Source organism: Cyanobium sp. Cruz-8D1 (assembly GCF_024345975.1).
Taxonomy (GTDB): domain Bacteria; phylum Cyanobacteriota; class Cyanobacteriia; order PCC-6307; family Cyanobiaceae; genus Cyanobium.
This window is the reverse complement of record NZ_JAGQCD010000019.1, coordinates 51742-70870: the sequence shown is the minus strand read 5'-3', so window position 1 is coordinate 70870 and position 19129 is coordinate 51742. Positions and strand designations below refer to the sequence as shown.

Here is a 19129-nt window from a genome sequence, read left to right as displayed (position 1 = left end):
CGGGTCTGGGGATCCACAGGGGATTGGATTGGTTTCGCAGCCCCAAGCTCCCATGGCTCCCTGCCCACCCCATTGACTGAGACCCATTCTGTCGCAAGGGTTCTCAGACTTGTGTCGGGCAGTCAGGCACCTACCTCGATCGAGAGGGCAAGGTGCTCGGCGTCTTCGCCGCCGCCCGCGACGTCACCCAGACCCGGTCCATGGAGGAGGAGCTGCGCCGCCTCAATGCCACGCTGGAGCAGAAGGTGCAGGAACGCACCGCAGACCTCACCCAGGCCAACGAGGAACTGGAATCCTTCGCCTACTCCGTCTCCCACGACCTTCGGGCTCCGCTGCGGGCCATCGACGGGTTCAGCCTCAAGCTGGTGAAGAGCTCCGGCGACGTGCTCGACCAGGAAGGCCGGCGCCTGCTCCAGGTGGTGCGCGACAACGCCTTGCGCATGGGCCAGCTGATCGATGATCTCCTGCGCTTCTCCCGCCTCGGCCGCCGAGAGCTGGAGGTGAGCCGGGTGGATATGGAGGCGCTGGCGACGTCGGTGGCCACGGAATTGCTGGCCCTCGAAAACGATCGCCAGATCGCGTTCAGCTGCGGTGAGCTGCCGCCGGCCCAGGGGGATCCCGCCCTGCTGCGGGAGGTGTGGCTCAACCTGCTGAGCAATGCGATCAAGTTCTCCCGCCGGCGCCCGGTGGCCCACATCTCGGTGAGCGGTGCGGTGGAGGGGGCCGAAGTGAGCTACTGGGTGAAAGACGACGGCGACGGCTTCGACATGGCCTACGCCGGCAAACTGTTCGGTGTCTTCCAGCGGCTGCATCGCCAGGATGAATTTGAGGGCTCCGGTGTGGGCCTGGCACTGGTGCAGCGCATCCTGCACCGCCACCGGGGCCACATCGAGGGCGAGGGCCACATCGAATGCGGCGCTATCTTCCGCTTCAGCCTGCCCTCTGCGGTCCCTTTGGTGTCCGGAGCCCCCCCGCCATGACCGAGCAAAATTTCCCCCTCCAGCTGCTCCTGGTGGAGGACAACCCCAACGATGCCGAGCTGACCATCGATGCCCTGCGTGAGACGAAGCTGGTCAACAACGTGACCTGGGTGAAGGACGGGGCCGAAGCCCTGGAGCTGTTGCTGGCCAACGGTAAGAAAGATGATCCAGCCAGGTTGCTCAAACTCGTGCTGCTTGATCTGCGGCTGCCGCGGGTGGATGGCCTCGATGTGCTGCGCGCGATCAGGGCTGACCGCAGAACAAAATTGCTGCCGGTGGTGGTGCTCACCTCCTCGCGGGAGGAATCCGACCTTGTGCGCGCCTACGGCCTTGGGGCCAACAGCTATCTGGTGAAGCCTGTGGAATCGGAGACGTTCTTGAAGGCGGTGGCCGAGGTCGGCCTTTACTGGATGCTGCTCAACAGGCTGCCGGGAGAGACGCGATGATCGTCCCCCCCGATCACACGGCCAACGACGTGAACGCACCGCCGGTGAGCGCGGATCTGCTGCTGATCGAGGATGCGCCACTGGATGTGGAAATGATCGGCGATGCCCTGCGCCGCGCCGGACTGGAGCCGCTGCTGCGTTGCGTGGAGGATGAGTCCGGCCTACGCGCCGCCCTGGCCCAGCGTCATCCTGATGCGATCCTGTCCGACTGGACCCTGCCGCGGTTCTCCGGGATCAGAGCCCTGGAGATCGCCCGCCAGGAGTCCCCGGAAGTGCCGTTGCTGTTGGTCTCCGGCACCTTCTCCGAGGCGACGGCCCTGGAGGCCCTTCGCCATGGTGCTGTCGACTACATATTCAAACACCAGCTCGAGAAGCTCGGCTCCGCTGTCATCCGCTCCATCCATGAGGCCCGGGAGCGCAAGAACCTGATCGACAGCGAACAGCGGTACCGGCGCCTGTTCGAATCGGCCAAGGACGGCATCTTGATCCTCGACGCCGTCAGCGGCCGGATCACCCAGGCCAACCCCTACATCTGCCAGCTCCTTGGCCATGAGGCCGAGGAGATCATCGGCAAGCAGCTCTGGGAGATCGGCTTCTTGCTCGACAAAGTCAAAGCCATTAAACTTTTCGCCGAACTGCAGGGCAAGGGCTACGTCCGCTACGAAGACCTGCCCCTGCGCTCCGCCACCGGCTCCTTGAAGGAGGTGGAGTTCGTGAGCAACACATACCTGGTGGGTGAGCAAAGGGTGATCCAGTGCAACATCCGCGACATCTCCGATCGCCGGGCGGCGGAGCGTCTGGCCCTGGCCTATGAGAAGGAGACGCTGCGCAGCTTCCAGGAGATGGTGGCGGCTCTCGTGGCCCTCAGTGAGGCCAGGGATCCCTACACGGCGGGGCACCAGGCGCGCGTGGCGCATCTGGCCACGGCCATCGCGGCGGACATGGGGCTGGACGAGCACCAGATCGAGGGGATCCGGATCAGCGGCCTGGTGCATGACATCGGCAAATTCGCCATCCCTGCCGAAATCCTGGTCAAACCCACGGCCCTCAAAAAAGAGGAGATGGCCCTGATCCGCACCCACGTCCAGGAGGGGGCGAATGTACTGCTGCCGATTCACTTCCCCTGGCCGGTGGCCGAGGCGGTGCTCCATCACCACGAGCGCCTCGATGGCAGCGGCTACCCCAAGGGCCTCAAGGGGGAGGCCATCGGCCTGGAGGGGCGGATCCTGGGCGTGGCCGACACGGTGGAAGCGATGGCGACCGATCGGCCCTACCGCTTTGCCAAGGGCCTCGAGGCGGCCCTTGCTGTCATCGAGGCCGGCAAGGGCAGCCACTACGACCCAGCCGTCGCAGACGCCTGCCTGCGGCTGTTCCGGCAGAAGGGCTACCAGCTGCCGAGCCAAGAGAAGCGGCGGGAGCTCGCCACCAAGCCTGCCACCCCCGCTCCCTTGTGGGGGCCTGACTAGGCCACCTGCAGGCGCCGCACCGATTCACCCCCCAGCCGCTGGCGCAACCGCCGCAGCAGGTCGGGGATCTCGGCGGCCCAGGGGCTGCCCCCCAGCACCGCCCGCAGCTCGGCCTCGCTCACCATGCCATCGAGGGCATCGGCGTTCTCCCCCGGGAACCAGTGCCCCCCCTGGCCCAGCAGGCCGTAGCGGGCCCGGCCGTAGGCCTCCAGGTCCCAGGCCTCCAGCAGGTTGTGCAGCCACAGCAGCACCGGCAGGTTGAGGCGGCCAGGGGTGTCCTGCCAGGCCGGCAGACCCCGGTCCCAGCTGGCCAGCCAGGTCTCCCCCAAGGCCTCTCGGCGGGCCTGATCAAGCCGCTCCAGGATCGGCGGCAGCAGCTCCCCGGCCCTGGGCAGCAGCGCCACCGCCTCCAGGTGCAGGGCCAGATCCTGCGGGGAGGCGGCGCCGACGCTGATCGTATGGATACCGGGCGCCGACAGGCAGAACAGGTCGTTGAAGACGATCGGAGGCAACGGCGCGCACAGCTCGCAGAGGCGCTGCGACGGGCTGTGCAGGTGGCCCCCCTTGTCGGTGGGGCTGATCACGAACACCCCCATGTCGTGGGCGGTGGCGGCCTCGATCGCCGGCCGGTTGTCCTGGCGGATGAAATACCAGTGCAGGTTGATGTAATCAAACTGATCGCTCGCGATCGCCTCCAGGATCAGGGGCAGCGGCGCATGGGTGGAGAAGCCCACGTGGCCGATCCGGCCCGCCTCCTGCCAGCGGCGGGCCACCGCTCGGCAACCGCCGGGCCGCAGGGTCTGATCCAGCAGCTCCGGGGTGTTGAGGCCGTGGATGGCCAGCAGGTCGACCCGGCCCCCTTCGCCTGACAGGCCCAGCCGCTCGAAGCTGGTCTGCAGGTCGGCTTCGAAGGCGGCCGGGTCGGCGCTGGGGGGGACTTTGGTCTGCAGGAGGCGTCGGGGATCCGGCAGCCGGGGCAGCAACCAACCCAGCTGCCGCTCCGAGGTGCCGTAGTGGCGGGCGGTTTCGATGTGGTGCAGGCCCGCCGCCATGGCGGCCTGCAGCGTGGCCGCAAGCCTGTCCTGGCTGCCAGCCTCCACCGCCTCGGCCGGCAGGTCGCTCCAGCTCTGCTGGAAGCGCATGCCCCCCAGGGAGAGCACCGGCATGGCCAACCCCGTGCGGCCGAAACGCCGGCTGGGGATGGTCACGGCGCTGGCGGGGCGGAGCGGGGCAGGGTGCGGCGGCGGCGACCCTGGGAGGGCAGACCCAGGGGCTGGATCTCCTGTTCGTCGAGCTGGGACCTGAGGGCGGGCAACTGCTCGTAGGCCACCCAGTGGATGCAGTCCACGGGGCAGGTATCGATCGCTTCCTGGATCCTCTCGGTGCTGTCGCCGTCCTGGCGCAGGGCCCGGGAACGGCCCCAATCGGGTTCGACCACGAAGGTGTTGCCGGCCACATGGGCGCAGTAGCGGCAGCCGATGCAGACGGCCTCATCCACCCAGACCGCCTGCTGGCGCAGGGCACCTCCGAGCACCGGCTCGCTGCCTGTCGCCTCGGACTGCGGGGCCGCCACGGTGCGGAAGGCCAGGGCGGGATCGAGGCCGGCGCAGGGGCCCGTCGCGCTCATGGGCTCAGGCGTCCCAGCGGGTCACCACCAGTTCGATGCTGCCGTCGCGGTGGCTGGTCTGCTCGCTCACCTGGAAGCCCTCCTCGGCGGTGCTGGCCAGGATGGTGCGCAGGGCGTAGCGCTGGGTGAGCTTGGCCAGAAAACGCTCCACCGGAATGGGCTGCTTCCAGAGCTCCAGGTCGGTGACCAGCTCGTAGCTGCCGCTGTCGGGATTGAAGCGGAAGCCGATGTCCACCCCATCGGCCTGGGGAATGGCCAGGTCGGCGGTCACCGTCTGGCCGCGGTAGCCGCGCACCTGGCAGGACCCCTCGGCGGGAGGAAGGCCCAGGTCGCAGAGGGCCTCCACCAGGGCCTCGCGATCGCGCAGCTCGGTCTTGACGGTGCTGAAGTGCGACATGGGACGGAAGGGGAGGAGGTGCGGTGGCTCAGGTGCCGTGGTGCTGGACGACCACCTGGGGGTCCTGGAGATCGAGGGGTTGGGCCTGGAACGCTTCCGAGGTGCTCAGGCGTTGCTGCACGCTGCCCAGCCGGGCCTCGATCCGCTCCGTGAGCTGGGAACAACCCTCGCCCTGCACGCCCTCCACGAGTTCCTCAACCCGTCCGTCAGGACGAATGCGGAAGCGGATGGTGCGTTGGGCCATCTCAGGTGAGCGGCACAGGTCAGAGCCGGATCTTAACCGCGAATTCCGGTGGCCGCGGTCGGTGGGAACGTGGCGACGGCGGGCCCTTCAGCTGATCAGACCCTCATCCACCAGGGTCTGGAGCCGCTCGAGCACCTCGGGCTGCTCCAGCTGCTCCAGGGCCATCCGGGCTTCGTCCCGGACGGTGGAATCGCCGTCATGCAGCATCGTGTGCAACAAAGCTTCCACCACGTCCCGCTGGCGCGGTTCCACCAGATCGGTGTAGAGGCGGCCCAGCGACCAGGCGCTGTTGCTGCGCACGGCCGGCTCGCTGTCGATGCGCAGGGTGAGGAGCAACTGGGCAGCGGCGGGGTCGGCCTTGGCCACGCCGGTGGCGCCGGCATCGGCCAGGGAACTGGCGGCCCACAGCCGCACGGCCGAGATGTCCATCTCCAGGGCCCGGATCAGTGGGTTGAGCACGGGGGCTTCGGGGTAATTCCCCAGGCTCCACGCCACCGCCTTGCGCACATAGCCATTGTCGTCGGCCCCGAGCAGGCCCAGCAGGGGCTCCACCGCCAGGGGGTGGGGGTTGCGCCCGAGGGCGTAGACGGCACTCATGCGCACGATCGGACAGCCGGCCTTGAGCAACGGCAGCAGCAGGGGAATGGCGCGGGGATCCCGGTGCTCGCAGAAGATGCGCAGCCCCTGCAGCCGCTCCTCCCGCCCCCCTTTCAGCAGGGCGATGCCGAGGTCGCACTCGGCGGCCACATCGGAGCTGGAGGGGGCGACGCTGTCGATCTCATCAAGCGGATCACCCAGCAACTCCTGCGCCAGTTCCCGCGCCAGCACCTCAGGATCGAGGGCCAGCTCGTGGGTGGTTTCGGGAAAGGGCAGGCCGTCTTCCGGCATGGAACCATCCAGGTCACGGCATCGTAAAAGCAGGACGGCCAGCCGATCAGCCCAGGGGCGCGGGGGCCGCCATGTCGCCGGGCAACCAGATGCGGGCGCTGACCGCGAACAGGGCCACGCCGAACAGCAGCACGATGGCAGCAGGCAGGAGCTTGGAGCGCAGGAAAGACATGGGGACCATGCGGCAGTGCTGGCTGCATTGTGGTCCGATCGGTCGCTTCTAGGGTTCGGCCACCCGCAAGCGGCCATGGCCACCCGTGCCTCCAGCAGCGTCCGCCCCTGGCGTCGCCTCCTGGCGGTGGCCGCCGAGGGGGTGGCCAGCGGCACCCCCTACATGGTGGGCACCAGGCTGCTGCAGGGCTGGCTCGCCGCCAGCCAGATCCCCCTGTCCTTGATCGGCCTGCTCGGGCTGGCGGAGCTGCCCTACACGCTGAAGATGTTTTGGGCTCCGGCCCTCGACCGCTGGCCCCTGCCCTGGCCCGACCGTCGCCGCGGCTGGCTGCTGGTGCTGCAGCTCACCCTGGTGGCGGTGATCGGCGCCATGGCCCTGCTGCGGCCCTCCAGTGATCCGGCCAGCCTGACGGCGATCGGCCTGATGGCGGTGCTGCTGGCCGTGGTCAGCGCCACCCAGGACATCGCCGTCGATGCCTACCGCACCGACCTGCTGCCCGATCTGGAGCGGGGCGCCGGCGCCGCCGCCTCCAACCTGGGCTACCGCGCGGCGATGCTGGCCGTGGGGGCCGGCGGCTTCATCCTGGCCGGCCGCTACGACTGGCCCCTGGCCTTTCTGTTCTCGGCCCTGCTGATGCTGGGGGTGGTGCCCTTCACCCTCACGGCACCGCGCCTGGAACCCCTGGCGGTGCCGGTGAGCAGCCTGCGCCAGGCGGTGCTGGGTCCGGCGCGGGAGTTCCACCGCCGCAGCGGCGGAACCAGGGCCGTGGCCCTGCTCACCCTGGTGCTGCTCTACCGCTGGCCCGACGGTCTGCTCGGCCTGATGGCGGTGCCGTTCCTGATCCAGAAGGGCTTCAGTCCCGAGGTGGTGGGGTCGGTGCTGGCGGGCTGGGGCATCGGCGCCACCATCGTGGGAACGCTGCTGGGGGGCCTGCTGTTCGGCCGGCTGGGCATGAACCGCTCCCTGTGGCTGTTCGCCCTGGTAGGGGCGGCGGGCAACCTGGCCTATTGGGCCCTGGCCCGCTTCGACGGCGGCATGCCAGCCCTGCTGATGGCGGTGGCGCTGGAGAACATCGGCGGCGGCATGGTGGGCGCCGCCTTCGTGGCGCTGCTGATGAGCCTCTGCAACCCCCGTTTCTCCGCCACCCAGTACGCCCTGCTCTCGGGGGTCTACGCCCTGAGCCGCTCGCTGCTGGCCGCGCCCGCCGGACTGGTGGCCGAACGACTTGGCTGGCCGGGCTTCTTCCTGGCCACCACCGCCGCAGCCCTGCCGGCCTTCCTGCTGATGGTGCGGCTCACCCCCTGGAACGGCCAGGGCGCCCGCGGGGCCTACAGCGCCGAGCGCGACGCAGAAAACTCCCGCAGCAGCGAGAGATAGCTGGGGGATCCCTCCACGGCGTTGTGGCCATGGACGGGCAACACCACTAGGGAAGCGACGCCGGGGCGGAAGTGAGCGAGCAGGGCGTCGGTGTTGGCCCTTGGGATCACCTCGTCCCGTTCGGCCGCGATCAGCAGGGTGGGAGCGTTCACCCGGGGGGCGTCCGCCCAGGAGCGGTACTTGTCCCGCAGCAGCAGGGCCATCGGCACCAGCGGGAACTGGCTTGAGGCCACGGCCTCGATGCTGTCGAACGGGGTGACCAGCACCAGCCCGGCCACCGGACGGCGGGCCGCCAGATGCACCGCCACGCCGCTGCCCAGGCTGCGGCCGAGCAGCGTGATGTGCTCGTGGTCGGCCCGCACCCGGTCGAACAGGGCGAGGGCATCGGCGAACAGGGCCGCCTCCGACGGCTGGCCGCTGCTGCCGCCGTAGCCCCGGTAGTGCATCAGGTAGAGGGCGTGCTCCGGGAAGGCGGCCTCCAGCAGCGGCAACTGGCCCGCCACAGCCTCGGCATTGCCGCCGAAATAGAGCAGCGCCTTCAGGCCGGGGCGGCGGTGCACGGTCACCAGCACCCGGCTTCCCGGCGGGCCGTCGGCGATGGGCAGGGCCAGGAGCTCGCCAGCCGCTTCACGCGAGCGGGGCTGGGGGAAGTAGAGCAGGGAGCGTTGCTGCAGGAACAGGGCGCCGCAGAGTCCCAGATAGGCCAAGGCCGCAAACAGGGCGACGAAGGCGAGCACGGCGACGGGTCGCTGGGCCATGGCCACGGCGATCAAGCCGCCGGGGCGGTGAGCAGGCGGCGACGCAGCTGGCCGCAGGCCGCATCCTGGTCCAGGCCGCGGCTGGCCCGCACGCTCACGGCGATGTGGCGCCGCTCCAGCTGGGAGCGGAAGGCCTCCACCGCCTCGGGGGCGGGGCGCCGGAAGTCCTCCTCGGCGATCGGGTTGTAGGCGATCAGGTTGACGTGACTCTGGAAGCCCCGCAGCAGGCGGGCCAGGGCATCGGCCTGGCGGGGATGGTCGTTGAGGCCGCCCAGCAGGATGTATTCGAAGCTGACGCGCCGACCGGTGAGGGCCACGTAGTGACGGCAGTCGTCGAGCAGCGCCTCCAGCGGGTAGGCGTGGGCGGTGGGAATCAGCTCCTCCCGCAGGCGCTGGTCGGGGGCATGCAGACTCACGGCCAGGGTGAACTGGGCCCGACCCAGCCGCTCCAGGGCACGTTCGGCCAGGGTAGGCAGGCTGCGGGGCACCCCCACCGTGCTCACCGTGATCTGGCGCTGGGCCATGCCCAGATCGGTGCAGAGGCACGCAATGGCTTCCAGCACCGCCTCGGTGTTCAACAGCGGTTCGCCCATGCCCATGAACACCACGTGGCTGGGGCGACGGTCCATCGCCTCACGAACACTGAGCACCTGATCGACGATTTCATGCACCGCCAGGGAACGCTGCAGCCCGCCTTTGCCGGTGGCGCAGAAACGGCAGCCCATGGGGCAGCCCACCTGGCTGCTGACGCAGACCGTGAGCCGATCACCGCTGGGAATCCCCACGGTCTCGATGCTGAGGCCATCAGCCGTGGCCAGCAGCAGCTTGGTGGTGCCGTCGCGGGCGTCGCTACGGTGCAATAGGTTCGAGCGTCCGAGCCCGGTGCCAGCGGCCGCCAGCTGCCCACGCCAGGCCTTCGGCAGCACCGTGATCTCCTCGAGACTGCGGGCCCCTTTGGCATACATCCAGTCGTGCAGCTGCTTGCCGCGAAACGTGGGCTGGCCCTGCAGGCCAGCCCACTCCTGGAGGGCCGCCAGGCCCATCCCCAGCAGGGGAACGGGCTCCGCCATCAGGGCCAGATCAGCAGGCCGTGACCCAGCTTCCACTCCACCGCCACCAGGGCGATGAAGCCGAGCATGGCCAGCCGGCCATTGAGGCGCTCGGTGTGGGTGTGGAAGCCGAAGCGCGGCACCCGGCGCACCGGAACCGGGGTGGGCCGGGAGGGGGCCGGTGGGTTGGCGACGGCGGGATCAGTCATCGCTGAGCAGTCCCTCCTCCTGCAGGCCCTCAAGGGCGGCCGGATCGGCGATCAGCTCCTCTTCCAGCCCCTCATCCGCCGTGGGACGGGCGAAGGCGGCGAAGCCGCTGGCGGCCGCTTCGATGCCATGGCGGCTGCGGGTGGCCTCCAGATCCTCCTCGGAGGGGTCATCCAGAACGGCGGCGGTGACTGCCGGTGCGGGCATCTCGACGGTGTAGTCGGGACGCAGGTTCTGGTTGCGGCGGTAGCCGGCGGCCTCCTCCTCGAGGATGTCGGGGTGGGGTCCGGCCTCGGCACGCAGCTCCTCTTCAAAGCCCCCGAATCCGGTGCCGGCGGGGATCAGGCGGCCGATGATCACGTTCTCCTTGAGGCCCCGCAGCCAGTCGCTCTTGCCCTCGATCGCCGCTTCGGTGAGCACTCGGGTGGTCTCCTGGAAGGAGGCCGCCGAGATGAACGAATCGGTGTTGAGGGAAGCCTTGGTGATGCCCAGCAGCACGGGGGTGAACTCGGCAGGGGCCCCACCGGTGATGGCCATGGCGGAATTCACCTGCTCCACCTGACGCAGCTCGATCAGCTCACCGGGCAGCAGGGTGGTGTCACCGGCATCCTCGATGCGGACCTTGCTGGTCATCTGGCGCACGATCACCTCAATGTGCTTGTCGCTGATCGCAACACCCTGCGACTTGTAGACGTTCTGCACTTCCGTCACCATGCGGAATTGCAGCTTGGAGATCGCCTCCTGGGCCGCCTCCATGGTGGGCTTACGGCTGCGCAGGTCCTCGAAGAAGCACTCGAGCAACTCGTGGGGATTGATCGGGCCGTCGGTGAGCATCTCACCGGCGCTCACCTGCTGGCCATCGGAGACCATCACGTTGCGGCCCAGAAGGATCGGGTACTCGGTGATGATGTCGTCGGTCTCGATCACCGAAACGGTGATCGAATCGTCGTCCTCGCCCTGCTTGATCTGCACGGTGCCGCTCTTGCGGCAGAGCACGGCCGATTCCCGCGGCCGGCGGGCCTCCAGCAGTTCTTCGATACGGGGCAGACCCTGCACGATGTCGCCGGTCTTCTGGCGCTCGAACACCAGCAGTGCCAGGCTGTCGCCGCGTTGTACGAGCTCGCCGTCACGGACGTGCAGCACCGAATCGGGCGACACCATGTAGGGCCGGCCCAGACGGATGGTGAGGGTCTTGCCGTCGATGGCCTCCACCTGGCCGCAACAGGGGGAAAGCACCCCTTCGGCGAGGACGTCGCCGTCGACGATGCGGTCGCCCAGCGACACCTTCGGGGCGGCCCCGCCCAGATCCAGGCTGCGGGTGTCGTCGGCCCGCTCGACGATCAGGCGCCGGATCGGTTCGCCGGCCGTGGGCTCGGGCAGTTGCACCACCCCATCCCCGTTCTCCTTGCAGAGGATCTGGGTGGTGGCCACCACATCACCGCGCTTGACGCTGATGCCGTCCTCCACCTGCAGCTCGGTGTGGGTGGAGCCATGGCTGGCATCGGAGAGGGTGTCGCGGCGCACCAGCAGGGTCTCCAGGATCACCAGCTGCAGCCGCTCGATGGTCTTGGCCCGTTTGTCGGCCACCGCCTCCACATCCACCGTCATCTGGGGGGTGGTGTCGAAGGTCTCCAGGATCAGCTGGGTGCGCAGCAGCTCCACCCCTTCCACCGACTTGATCAGCTCGCCGTCCTTGAAGGTGAGACGCTGGGTGGCCTTCAGCCCCAGGGACGGTCCGCCGGTCTGCTTGACCGTGGAGAGTTCGGGCAGATGGGCGGCATCGGGGATGGCGTATTCCTCGACAGGCCGCAGCAGCAGGGCGCCGCCCTCGGGGGTGTCGACCTTCTCGACGAACTTCATCGCCTCGGCCTTGAGGCCCGGGGCGATCTCCTCGCCAGGGTTGACCATCTTGCCGTCCTCGCCATAACGGCCGAGCACCTTGGCATCGGAGACCAGGTGCAGCTCACCGGAGCGCACGATGATTTCCCGCAGGATGTCGTTCTTCTGGGTGACGGTGACGATGCCCGCGGTCTGGCTGAAGATGTCCTTGACGACTTCGGTGCCGGCCTCGATCCACTGGCCGTCCTCGATCATCAGCAAGGAAATGTCCTTGTTGATCTCGTGGGTTTCCTGGGGAATCCACAGCAGGGTGCCGCCCTTGCTCACCTCGAAACCGTGCTTGGCGGAGCGCGCCTTCTTGATCGAGAGGCCGGGGGCGAACTTCACCATGCCGCCGGTCTGGGTGCGGAAGCGGTCGTCGGTGAGTTCGGCGATCACCTCACCGGCGCCGATCTTGGTGCCGGGCTGGGTCTTGACCAGATAGCGGCTATTGTCCTTTCCCTCCAGGTGCCAGCTTTCGCCGGTGTGGCTGGATTCACCCACCAGCTTGCAGTCCTTGAGGGTGAGGCTGGCGGTGACGATCTGCACCTCGCGGGAGTCGCCGGTGGACTCCCGCAGCCGCACAGAGCCACCGTATTCGCTCTGCAGCCGGCTCTCCGCCAGCACATTGCCAGCGGTCACCGGCTTGTCGGTCTCCACGACGGGGAGGGCGTTGGGCGGCAGGTTGTAAACGTCGCCGCTGAACACCCACAGGCGCCCGAGACGCTGGGCCTTGTGGGTGATGTTGCCCTGGCGATCGGTGACCTCCCGGGGCTGGATCACATCCTCAAAGCGCACCTGGCCGGGCAGATCGCAGATGACATCCTTGGTGGCCTTCTCCACGCTCTTCTTGACCGCCGAGCCCGAGGAGATCTGGGCCAGGATGATGTCGTGGGCGACGGGATCACCATCGGCCACAAACAGAATCGAGCCGTTGGTGATGTCGATCTTCTGCACCTTGCCCTTGCCCGAAGGCTTGAGGGTGAGGGTGAAATCGGTTTCAGCCAGCTTGGCCTCCACCCCATGGGGGGTGCGGTGGTCACGCACACGGGCCTTGGGGCCGAATTCGACGATCCCGTCCACCAGGGAGCGCACCACGCCGGTTTCGGCCGTGGACACACCACCGGTGTGGAAGGTCCGCATGGTGAGCTGGGTGCCCGGTTCACCGATGGACTGGGCGGCGATGATGCCGACGGCTTCGCCCAGGTCGACCAGTTCGTTGTGGGCCAGGGCCCAGCCGTAGCACTTGCGGCAGACGGAGCGGGAGGCTTCGCAGGTGAGCGGTGAGCGCACCATCACGGTGGCGATCGACGCCTTCTCGATCGCTGCCGCCAGGGCCGGGTCGATCTCGCCGTTGCGATCGACGATGACGACGCCCTCGCTGTCGATGACGGGCTGGGCCGCCAGACGGCCCACCAGCTTGGTGCCGAAGCGGCCGCGCTCGTCGGCGTTGATGGGGATGAAGCGGTGGGTGCCGCAGTCCTCCTCCCGCACGATCACGTCCTGGGCCACGTCCACCAGACGGCGGGTGAGGTAGCCGGAGTCGGCGGTACGCAGGGCCGTGTCCACCAGGCCCTTGCGGGCGCCGTAGGAGGAGATCACGTACTCGGTGACCGTGAGGCCCTCACGGAAGTTGGTGCGGATCGGCAGGTCGATGATCTCCCCTTGGGGGTTGGCCATCAGGCCGCGCATGCCCACCAGCTGACGCACCTGGGACATGTTCCCCCGGGCGCCGGAGTTGGCCATCATCCACACCGAATTGAGTGGATCGTTGTCGTTGAAGTTGCGGCGCACGGCCGCCACCAGACGCTCGTTGGTTTCGGTCCAGGTGTCGATCACCTTGGTGTGGCGCTCCACCTCGGTGATCTCACCGAGCCGGTAACGCTCCTCGGTGGCCGTGATCTGCTCCTCCGCCTCTTCCAGCAGAACCGCCTTATCGCCGGGGATGCGCAGGTCGTCGACCGAGATCGACACCGCCGCCTGGGTGGCGTAGTGGAAGCCCAGATCCTTCAGCTCGTCGGCCATCGCGGCGGTGGCGGCGGTGCCGTGGTGCTTGTAGGCCCAGGACACCAGGTTGCGCAACGCCTTCTTGTCGATGATCCGGTTACGGAACGGCGGCGCCTGCTTGCTCAAGGCGGAGGCCGCAAGTTCGGCGGCTGCCGCGGCGGCCGCCAGTTCGGCGGCGGCCTTGGCGCTCTTCTTGCTGATCTTCTTGGCGGGGGTGGCGGTCATGGCAGCGCGCGTTGGAAAAGGCTGGAGGGGAACGGAAGACACGGGGCGCGGGGCTGGGCCCGGCCGGTGGAACTCAGGTCGCGGCCACGGCGTCGATGATGGTGTGGTTCATCACGACCCGACCCACGGTGGTCAGCAGGTAGCGGCTGATCAGCGCACCGTCCTCATCGAAGCGGTCGCGGCGGAACTTCCACTGCTCGAAGCGGGTGCCATCCGAGAGGGTGCCCTGCTGGGCGGGCTCGTTGTCCTCGTCGTCACTCTCCACCTCGCCGTTGAAGCGAACCCAGACCCAGTCGTGCAGCGTGAGGTGCTTCTCCTCGAAGGCGGCGATCACGTCCTCGAGGTCGGCGAAGGTGCGCGCGCGGTCGCCGAAGGCGGGCTGCACCTTGTCCCGATCGACGGCGGTGAGGTAGTAGGCGCCAAGCACCATGTCCTGGGACGGGGTGATGATCGGCTCGCCGGTGGCGGGGGAGAGCACGTTGTTGCTGGCCAGCATCAACATGCGGGCCTCGGTCTGGGCCTCGATCGCCAGGGGCACGTGCACGGCCATCTGGTCACCGTCAAAGTCGGCGTTGAAGGCGGGGCAGACCAGGGGATGGAGCTGGATGGCCCGGCCATCGACCAGCTTGGGCTCGAAGGCCTGGATGCCCAGACGGTGCAGCGTGGGGGCCCGGTTGAGCAGGATCGGGTGCCCTTCGATCACTTCCTGCAGCACCTGCATCACCTCGTCATCGGCCCGCTGGATCAGCTTCTTGGCCGCCTTGATGTTGTTGACGATGTTCTGGCGGATGAGGCGATGGATCACGAACGGCTGGAACAGCTCGATCGCCATCTCCTTGGGCAGACCGCACTGGTGCATCTTGAGCTTGGGGCCCACCACGATCACGGAACGGCCGGAATAGTCGACCCGTTTGCCAAGCAGGTTCTGGCGGAAGCGCCCCTGCTTGCCTTCGATGATGTCGCTGAGTGACTTCAGGGCCCGATTGTTGGCCCCCACCACGGTGCGGCCGCGGCGACCGTTGTCGATCAGGGCATCGACGGCCTCCTGCAGCATCCGCTTCTCGTTGCGGACGATGATCTCGGGGGCGAGGATCTCCTGGAGGCGCGCCAGGCGGTTGTTGCGGTTGATCACCCGCCGGTAGAGGTCGTTGAGATCGCTGGTGGCGAAACGGCCGCCGTCGAGCTGCACCATGGGGCGCAGATCGGGGGGGATCACCGGGATCACATCCAGCACCATCCAGTCCGGACGGGCGTTGGTGGCGATGAAGTTGTCGATCACCCGCAGGCGCTTGATCAGCTTGGCCCGCTTCTGGCCCTTGGAGTTGTTGATGTCCTCCCGCAGCTGTTCCGCTTCTTTCTCGAGATCGATGTCCTCAAGGAGCTGCTTGAGGGCTTCGGCACCGATCCCCACGATCGGCTCGTTCTCGATCTCGGAATCTTCGGCGAAGATCTGGTCCTCGATCTCCAGCCACTCGTCTTCGGTCAGCAGCTGCTTGTAGGTGAGGTCCTTGTGGTCCCCTTTGTCGAGCACCACATAGCAGTTGAAATAGACGATCTGCTCAACGTCCCGCAGGGGCATGTCGAGCAGGATCGCCACATAGCTGGGGATGCCCTTGAGATACCAGACATGGGACACCGGGGCCGCCAACTTGATGAAGCCCATGCGGTGACGCCGCACCCGGCTCTCGGTGACTTCCACACCGCAGCGCTCGCAGACGATGCCCCGGTGCCGCACCCGCTTGTACTTGCCGCAGTGGCATTCCCAGTCCTTGGAGGGGCCGAAGATCTTCTCGCAGAAGAGCCCGTCCATCTCGGGCTTGAGGGTGCGGTAGTTGATCGTTTCCGGCTTGGTGACCTCACCCACCACCTGACCGTTGGGCAGCGTGCGCTGCCCCCACTGCATGATCCGCTCGGGGGAAGCGAGCGTGATCTTCACGTAGTCGAAGTGGTTTTCGGTGCGGAGGTTGCTGTTGGACATGGCGGAAACGCAGGGTGATCGAGAGAAGCGGAGAAATCAGAGCCGGTGAATCAAGCGATCAGTCATCGTCGTAATCCGCGACACCGAGGGACTCGTAGGTGGGTCTGCTGGGGGTGCTGCGGCGAGGGTTGACGTCCTGCATCAGGTCGACTTCCTCACCGGCGTCGGTGTAGACGGCGATGTCGAGGCCGAGGGACTGCAGCTCCCGCATCAGCACCTTGAAGGACTCGGGCGTGCCCGGCCTGGGGATGGGCTTGCCCTTGACGATGGCGTTGAGGGCCTCGTTGCGGCCCTGCATGTCGTCGGACTTGACGGTGAGCAGTTCCTGCAGGGTGTAGGCGGCGCCGTAGGCCTCCAGGGCCCACACCTCCATTTCCCCGAGTCGCTGACCGCCCTGCTGGGCCTTGCCGCCCAAGGGCTGCTGGGTCACCAGGGAGTAGGGGCCCGTGGAGCGGGCGTGGATCTTGTCGTCGACAAGGTGCACCAGCTTGAGGATGTGGGCGTAGCCCACCGTCACCGGCTGGTCGAAGGGTTCGCCGCTGCGGCCATCAATCAGCTGGATCTTGCCGGGATTGGTGGGGTCGTAGACCCACGCCTTGCCGGGCAGCTTGGCGGCTTCCTCGAGGTAGGCCTGCACCGTCTGCTTCGACTTCTCGGGGCCGTACATCTCATCGAACGGCACCACCTTGACGCGGCAGTCGAGGTGGGACGAGGCCCAGCCCATCAGGCATTCGAACACCTGACCCACGTTCATACGGCTCGGCACACCCAGGGGGTTGAGCACGATGTCGATGGGGGTGCCATCAGGCAGGTAGGGCATGTCCTCCCGGGGGAGGATGCGGCTGATGATGCCCTTGTTGCCGTGGCGGCCGGCCATCTTGTCGCCCACCTGGATCTTGCGGCGCTGGGCCACGTAGACCCGCACGACCATGTTCGCGCCCGGCGGCAGTTCATCGCCCTGCTCGCGGGTGTAGATGCGCACGTCGACGACCCGGCCCCGTTCGGTGCTGGGCACCCGCAGGGAGTTGTCGCGGACGTCGCGGGCCTTTTCGCCGAAGATGGCGCGCAGCAGCTTTTCTTCCGGCGGCTGGTCGGATTCGCCTTTCGGGGTCACCTTGCCCACCAGGATGTCGCCGGATTCGACGTAGGCGCCGATGCGGATGATGCCCATCTCATCGAGGTGGCCCAGGCTCTCCTCGGCCACATTCGGGATTTCCCGCGTGATCTCCTCGGGGCCGAGCTTGGTCTGGCGGGCTTCGATCTCGTACTTCTCGATGTGCACCGAGGTGTAGAGGTCGTCCTGCACCAGCCGATCGCTGACAAGGATGGCGTCCTCGTAGTTGTAACCCTCCCAGGGCATGTAGGCGATCAGCACGTTCTGGCCGAGGGCAATCTCACCGCCTTCGCAGGCCGAGCCATTGGCCAGCACCTGGCCGGCGATCACCGGATCGCCCTGGCGCACGATCGGCCGCTGGTTGAGACAGGTGTCCTGGTTGGAGCGCTGGTACTTCTGCAGGAAGTGGGTGTGATCCCGGCCCTGGTCGTCACGGATGACGATGGCGGTGGCATCGACGAAGGAGACGGTGCCATTCACCTTGGTGATCGGCACCATGCCGGAGTCACGCGCCACCTGGGTTTCCAGGCCGGTGCCCACCAGGGGCCGCTCGGGCCGCAGCAGGGGCACGGCCTGGCGCTGCATGTTCGAGCCCATCAGGGCGCGGTTGGCGTCGTCGTGCTCCAGGAAGGGGATCAAGGAGGTGGCGACCGAAATCACCTGCACCGGCGACAGCTGGACATAGTCCACCTGCTCGGGGGGAACCTTCTCGAAGTCCTGGCGGTAGCGGACCGGCACCAGGTCGACGGTGATGCGGCCGGTGGCATCGGTGGGCACGTCACCGGGAGCCACCCGGCATTCATCCTCCAGGTCGGCGGAGAGGTAGAGGGGATCGCCCTGCTTGAGCACGATGCCGTCTTCCACCCGCCAGAAAGGGGTTTCGATGAAGCCGTACTCGTTCACCCGGGCGTGGGTGGCGAGCGAACCGATCAGACCGGCGTTGGGGCCTTCCGGCGTCTCGATCGGGCAGATGCGGCCGTAGTGGGAGGGGTGGATGTCGCGCACGGCGAAGCCGGCCCGCTCCCGGGTGAGACCGCCTGGGCCGAGGGCACTGATACGGCGCTTGTGGGTCAGCTCGGCCAGGGGGTTGGTCTGGTCCATGAACTGGCTCAGCTGGCTGGAGCCGAAGAACTCCTTCACCGCCGCCACCAGGGGCTTCGGGTTCACCAGCTGGGCGGGGGTGAGCGATTCGGTCTCGCCGACGGTCATCCGTTCCTTGATGATCCGCTCGAGGCGGTTCAGACCGACGCGCACCTGGTTCTGCAGCAGCTCGCCCACCGAACGCACCCGGCGGTTGCCGAGGTGGTCGATGTCATCGAGGCAGGCGCCGCCCACATCGAGCTCGAGGTTGATCAGGTAGTCGATCGTGGACAGAACGTCCTCGGCGGTGAGCGTGCGCACCGCATCGGGGATGGTGAGACGCAACTTCTTGTTGATCTTGTAGCGACCCACCCGGCCCAGGTCGTAACGCTTGGGATCGAAGAAGCGGCTGTGCAGCAATTGCTGACCGCCACTCACCGAAGGCGGTTCACCCGGACGCAGCTTCTTGTAGAGCTCCAGCAAAGCCTGGTCTTCGGAGCTGATGCCCTCTTCGTTGGAGGCCTCGATCGACTTCTGGTAGTACTCCGGGTGACGCAGCTTGTCGAGCACGTCGTTGTCGGACAGGCCGATGGCCCGCATCAGCACATGGGCATTGATCTTGCGGGTCTTGTCGACGCGGACGTGCAGCAGGTCGTTCTTGTCGGTCTCGAATTTCAGCCAGGCGCCGCGATTGGGGATCAGGCTGGCGTTGAAGGTCTTGCGGCCGTTCTTGTCCTGTTCGTCCTTGAAGTAGACGCCCGGGCTGCGCACGATCTGGTTGACGATCACCCGCTCGGCGCCGTTGATGATGAAGGTGCCGCGCTCGGTCATCAAGGGAAGCTCCCCGATGAAGACTTCCTGCTCCTTGATCTCGCCGGTTTCCTTGTTGACCAGACGACAGGTGACATACATCTGGGAGGCGAAGGTCGCATCGCGACGCTTGGCCTCTTCCACGTCGTGGCGGGGGCGTTTCAGGCGATACTGATCGCCAATGAAATGCAGCTCCAGCTTGCCGGTGTAGTCGGTGATCGGAGAGAAGCTGTCCAGCTCTTCGATCAGGCCCTTCTCCAGGAACCATTTGAAGCTCGCCCGCTGTACCTCCACGAGATCGGGAAGGTAAGTGACGGTCTTGGCGACCTGGATCGCGCTGCTCATGCGGTGAACCTGCAGGAACGGTGGTGGTAGGGCGGACCTGGACGGGGAAAGGCGATTACGCTGAGACCTGCCTGGAGGAGT

General features: G+C 67.3%; 16 protein-coding genes. 4 read left to right on the top strand and 12 right to left on the bottom strand.

What is annotated here, in order from left to right:
• Nucleotides 1–152: 152 nt before the first annotated feature.
• Genes KBZ33_RS12685 through KBZ33_RS12675 form a run of 3 tightly spaced genes read left to right on the top strand, consistent with a single transcriptional unit; the run spans nt 153 to nt 2892 of the window.
• Nucleotides 153–980 (top strand): ATP-binding protein, encoded by an 828-nt coding sequence (locus KBZ33_RS12685; protein ID WP_254954590.1) that lies wholly within the window; start codon nt 153–155, stop codon nt 978–980.
• Nucleotides 977–1426, top strand: coding sequence for a response regulator (locus KBZ33_RS12680; RefSeq protein WP_254954591.1), 450 nt, complete (start codon nt 977–979; stop codon nt 1424–1426). The genes KBZ33_RS12685 and KBZ33_RS12680 overlap by 4 nt, the downstream gene beginning before the upstream one ends.
• Nucleotides 1423–2892: an HD domain-containing phosphohydrolase gene (locus tag KBZ33_RS12675; RefSeq protein WP_254954592.1), complete on the top strand. Its 1470-nt coding sequence runs from the start codon at nt 1423–1425 to the stop codon at nt 2890–2892. The genes KBZ33_RS12680 and KBZ33_RS12675 overlap by 4 nt, the downstream gene beginning before the upstream one ends.
• Here KBZ33_RS12675 and KBZ33_RS12670 read toward each other — a convergent pair.
• The 6 genes from KBZ33_RS12670 to KBZ33_RS12645 form a co-directional block, all read right to left on the bottom strand.
• Nucleotides 2889–4058, bottom strand: a complete 1170-nt coding sequence (locus KBZ33_RS12670) for an aldo/keto reductase (protein ID WP_254954620.1) — start codon at nt 4056–4058, stop codon at nt 2889–2891. The genes KBZ33_RS12675 and KBZ33_RS12670 overlap by 4 nt on opposite strands.
• Before the next feature lie 38 nt (nt 4059–4096).
• Nucleotides 4097–4519, bottom strand: coding sequence for a ferredoxin (locus tag KBZ33_RS12665; protein ID WP_254954593.1), 423 nt, complete (start codon nt 4517–4519; stop codon nt 4097–4099).
• 4 nt (nt 4520–4523) lie between these two features.
• The gene (locus tag KBZ33_RS12660) at nt 4524–4916 is read right to left on the bottom strand and encodes a DUF1257 domain-containing protein (protein WP_254954594.1); all 393 of its coding nucleotides are present in this window, start codon (nt 4914–4916) and stop codon (nt 4524–4526) included.
• Nucleotides 4917–4944: 28 nt separating this feature from the next.
• On the bottom strand, nt 4945–5160 hold the full coding sequence (locus KBZ33_RS12655; RefSeq protein WP_254954595.1) for a DUF2997 domain-containing protein: 216 nt from the start codon (nt 5158–5160) through the stop codon (nt 4945–4947).
• An 87-nt stretch (nt 5161–5247) separates the two neighbouring features.
• The gene (locus tag KBZ33_RS12650) at nt 5248–6048 is read right to left on the bottom strand and encodes a HEAT repeat domain-containing protein (RefSeq protein ID WP_254954596.1); all 801 of its coding nucleotides are present in this window, start codon (nt 6046–6048) and stop codon (nt 5248–5250) included.
• A gap of 46 nt (nt 6049–6094) precedes the next feature.
• Complete coding sequence (locus tag KBZ33_RS12645; RefSeq protein WP_254954597.1) at nt 6095–6220, bottom strand: hypothetical protein; 126 nt, start codon at nt 6218–6220, stop codon at nt 6095–6097.
• 75 nt (nt 6221–6295) lie between these two features.
• On the opposite strand from KBZ33_RS12645, the gene KBZ33_RS12640 reads away from it, so the two are divergent.
• The gene (locus KBZ33_RS12640) at nt 6296–7597 is read left to right on the top strand and encodes an AmpG family muropeptide MFS transporter (RefSeq protein ID WP_254954598.1); all 1302 of its coding nucleotides are present in this window, start codon (nt 6296–6298) and stop codon (nt 7595–7597) included.
• On the opposite strand, the gene KBZ33_RS12635 is transcribed toward KBZ33_RS12640, so the two are convergent.
• The 6 genes from KBZ33_RS12635 to rpoB all read right to left on the bottom strand — a co-directional run bounded on the left by KBZ33_RS12635 (nt 7549) and on the right by rpoB (nt 19048).
• The gene (locus KBZ33_RS12635) at nt 7549–8355 is read right to left on the bottom strand and encodes an alpha/beta hydrolase (protein ID WP_254954599.1); all 807 of its coding nucleotides are present in this window, start codon (nt 8353–8355) and stop codon (nt 7549–7551) included. The genes KBZ33_RS12640 and KBZ33_RS12635 overlap by 49 nt on opposite strands.
• 11 nt (nt 8356–8366) lie before the next feature.
• Nucleotides 8367–9425 carry a 23S rRNA (adenine(2503)-C(2))-methyltransferase RlmN gene (gene rlmN / locus KBZ33_RS12630; protein ID WP_254954601.1) on the bottom strand — a complete coding sequence of 353 codons (1059 nt, stop codon included), beginning with the start codon at nt 9423–9425 and terminating at the stop codon, nt 8367–8369.
• On the bottom strand, nt 9425–9613 hold the full coding sequence (locus KBZ33_RS12625; protein ID WP_254954602.1) for a high light inducible protein: 189 nt from the start codon (nt 9611–9613) through the stop codon (nt 9425–9427). The genes rlmN and KBZ33_RS12625 overlap by 1 nt, the downstream gene beginning before the upstream one ends.
• On the bottom strand, nt 9606–13721 hold the full coding sequence (locus KBZ33_RS12620; RefSeq protein WP_254954603.1) for a DNA-directed RNA polymerase subunit beta': 4116 nt from the start codon (nt 13719–13721) through the stop codon (nt 9606–9608). The genes KBZ33_RS12625 and KBZ33_RS12620 overlap by 8 nt, the downstream gene beginning before the upstream one ends.
• Before the next feature lie 73 nt (nt 13722–13794).
• Nucleotides 13795–15699, bottom strand: a complete 1905-nt coding sequence (locus tag KBZ33_RS12615; protein WP_254954604.1) for a DNA-directed RNA polymerase subunit gamma — start codon at nt 15697–15699, stop codon at nt 13795–13797.
• Nucleotides 15700–15757: 58 nt separating this feature from the next.
• Nucleotides 15758–19048 (bottom strand): DNA-directed RNA polymerase subunit beta, encoded by a 3291-nt coding sequence (rpoB, locus tag KBZ33_RS12610; protein ID WP_254954605.1) that lies wholly within the window; start codon nt 19046–19048, stop codon nt 15758–15760.
• Nucleotides 19049–19129: the final 81 nt, after the last annotated feature.

Coding starts and splice junctions, on each gene's coding strand:
- KBZ33_RS12645 (WP_254954597.1), bottom strand. CDS start 6,220: ATGTCTTTCCTGCGCTCCAAGCTCCTGCCTGCTGCCATCGTGCTGCTG.
- KBZ33_RS12670 (WP_254954620.1), bottom strand. CDS start 4,058: ATGCCGGTGCTCTCCCTGGGGGGCATGCGCTTCCAGCAGAGCTGGAGC.
- KBZ33_RS12635 (WP_254954599.1), bottom strand. CDS start 8,355: ATGGCCCAGCGACCCGTCGCCGTGCTCGCCTTCGTCGCCCTGTTTGCG.
- KBZ33_RS12640 (WP_254954598.1), top strand. CDS start 6,296: ATGGCCACCCGTGCCTCCAGCAGCGTCCGCCCCTGGCGTCGCCTCCTG.
- KBZ33_RS12655 (WP_254954595.1), bottom strand. CDS start 5,160: ATGGCCCAACGCACCATCCGCTTCCGCATTCGTCCTGACGGACGGGTT.
- rpoB (WP_254954605.1), bottom strand. CDS start 19,048: ATGAGCAGCGCGATCCAGGTCGCCAAGACCGTCACTTACCTTCCCGAT.
- KBZ33_RS12680 (WP_254954591.1), top strand. CDS start 977: ATGACCGAGCAAAATTTCCCCCTCCAGCTGCTCCTGGTGGAGGACAAC.
- KBZ33_RS12615 (WP_254954604.1), bottom strand. CDS start 15,699: ATGTCCAACAGCAACCTCCGCACCGAAAACCACTTCGACTACGTGAAG.
- KBZ33_RS12665 (WP_254954593.1), bottom strand. CDS start 4,519: ATGAGCGCGACGGGCCCCTGCGCCGGCCTCGATCCCGCCCTGGCCTTC.
- KBZ33_RS12625 (WP_254954602.1), bottom strand. CDS start 9,613: ATGACTGATCCCGCCGTCGCCAACCCACCGGCCCCCTCCCGGCCCACC.
- rlmN (WP_254954601.1), bottom strand. CDS start 9,425: ATGGCGGAGCCCGTTCCCCTGCTGGGGATGGGCCTGGCGGCCCTCCAG.
- KBZ33_RS12660 (WP_254954594.1), bottom strand. CDS start 4,916: ATGTCGCACTTCAGCACCGTCAAGACCGAGCTGCGCGATCGCGAGGCC.
- KBZ33_RS12620 (WP_254954603.1), bottom strand. CDS start 13,721: ATGACCGCCACCCCCGCCAAGAAGATCAGCAAGAAGAGCGCCAAGGCC.
- KBZ33_RS12650 (WP_254954596.1), bottom strand. CDS start 6,048: ATGCCGGAAGACGGCCTGCCCTTTCCCGAAACCACCCACGAGCTGGCC.
- KBZ33_RS12675 (WP_254954592.1), top strand. CDS start 1,423: ATGATCGTCCCCCCCGATCACACGGCCAACGACGTGAACGCACCGCCG.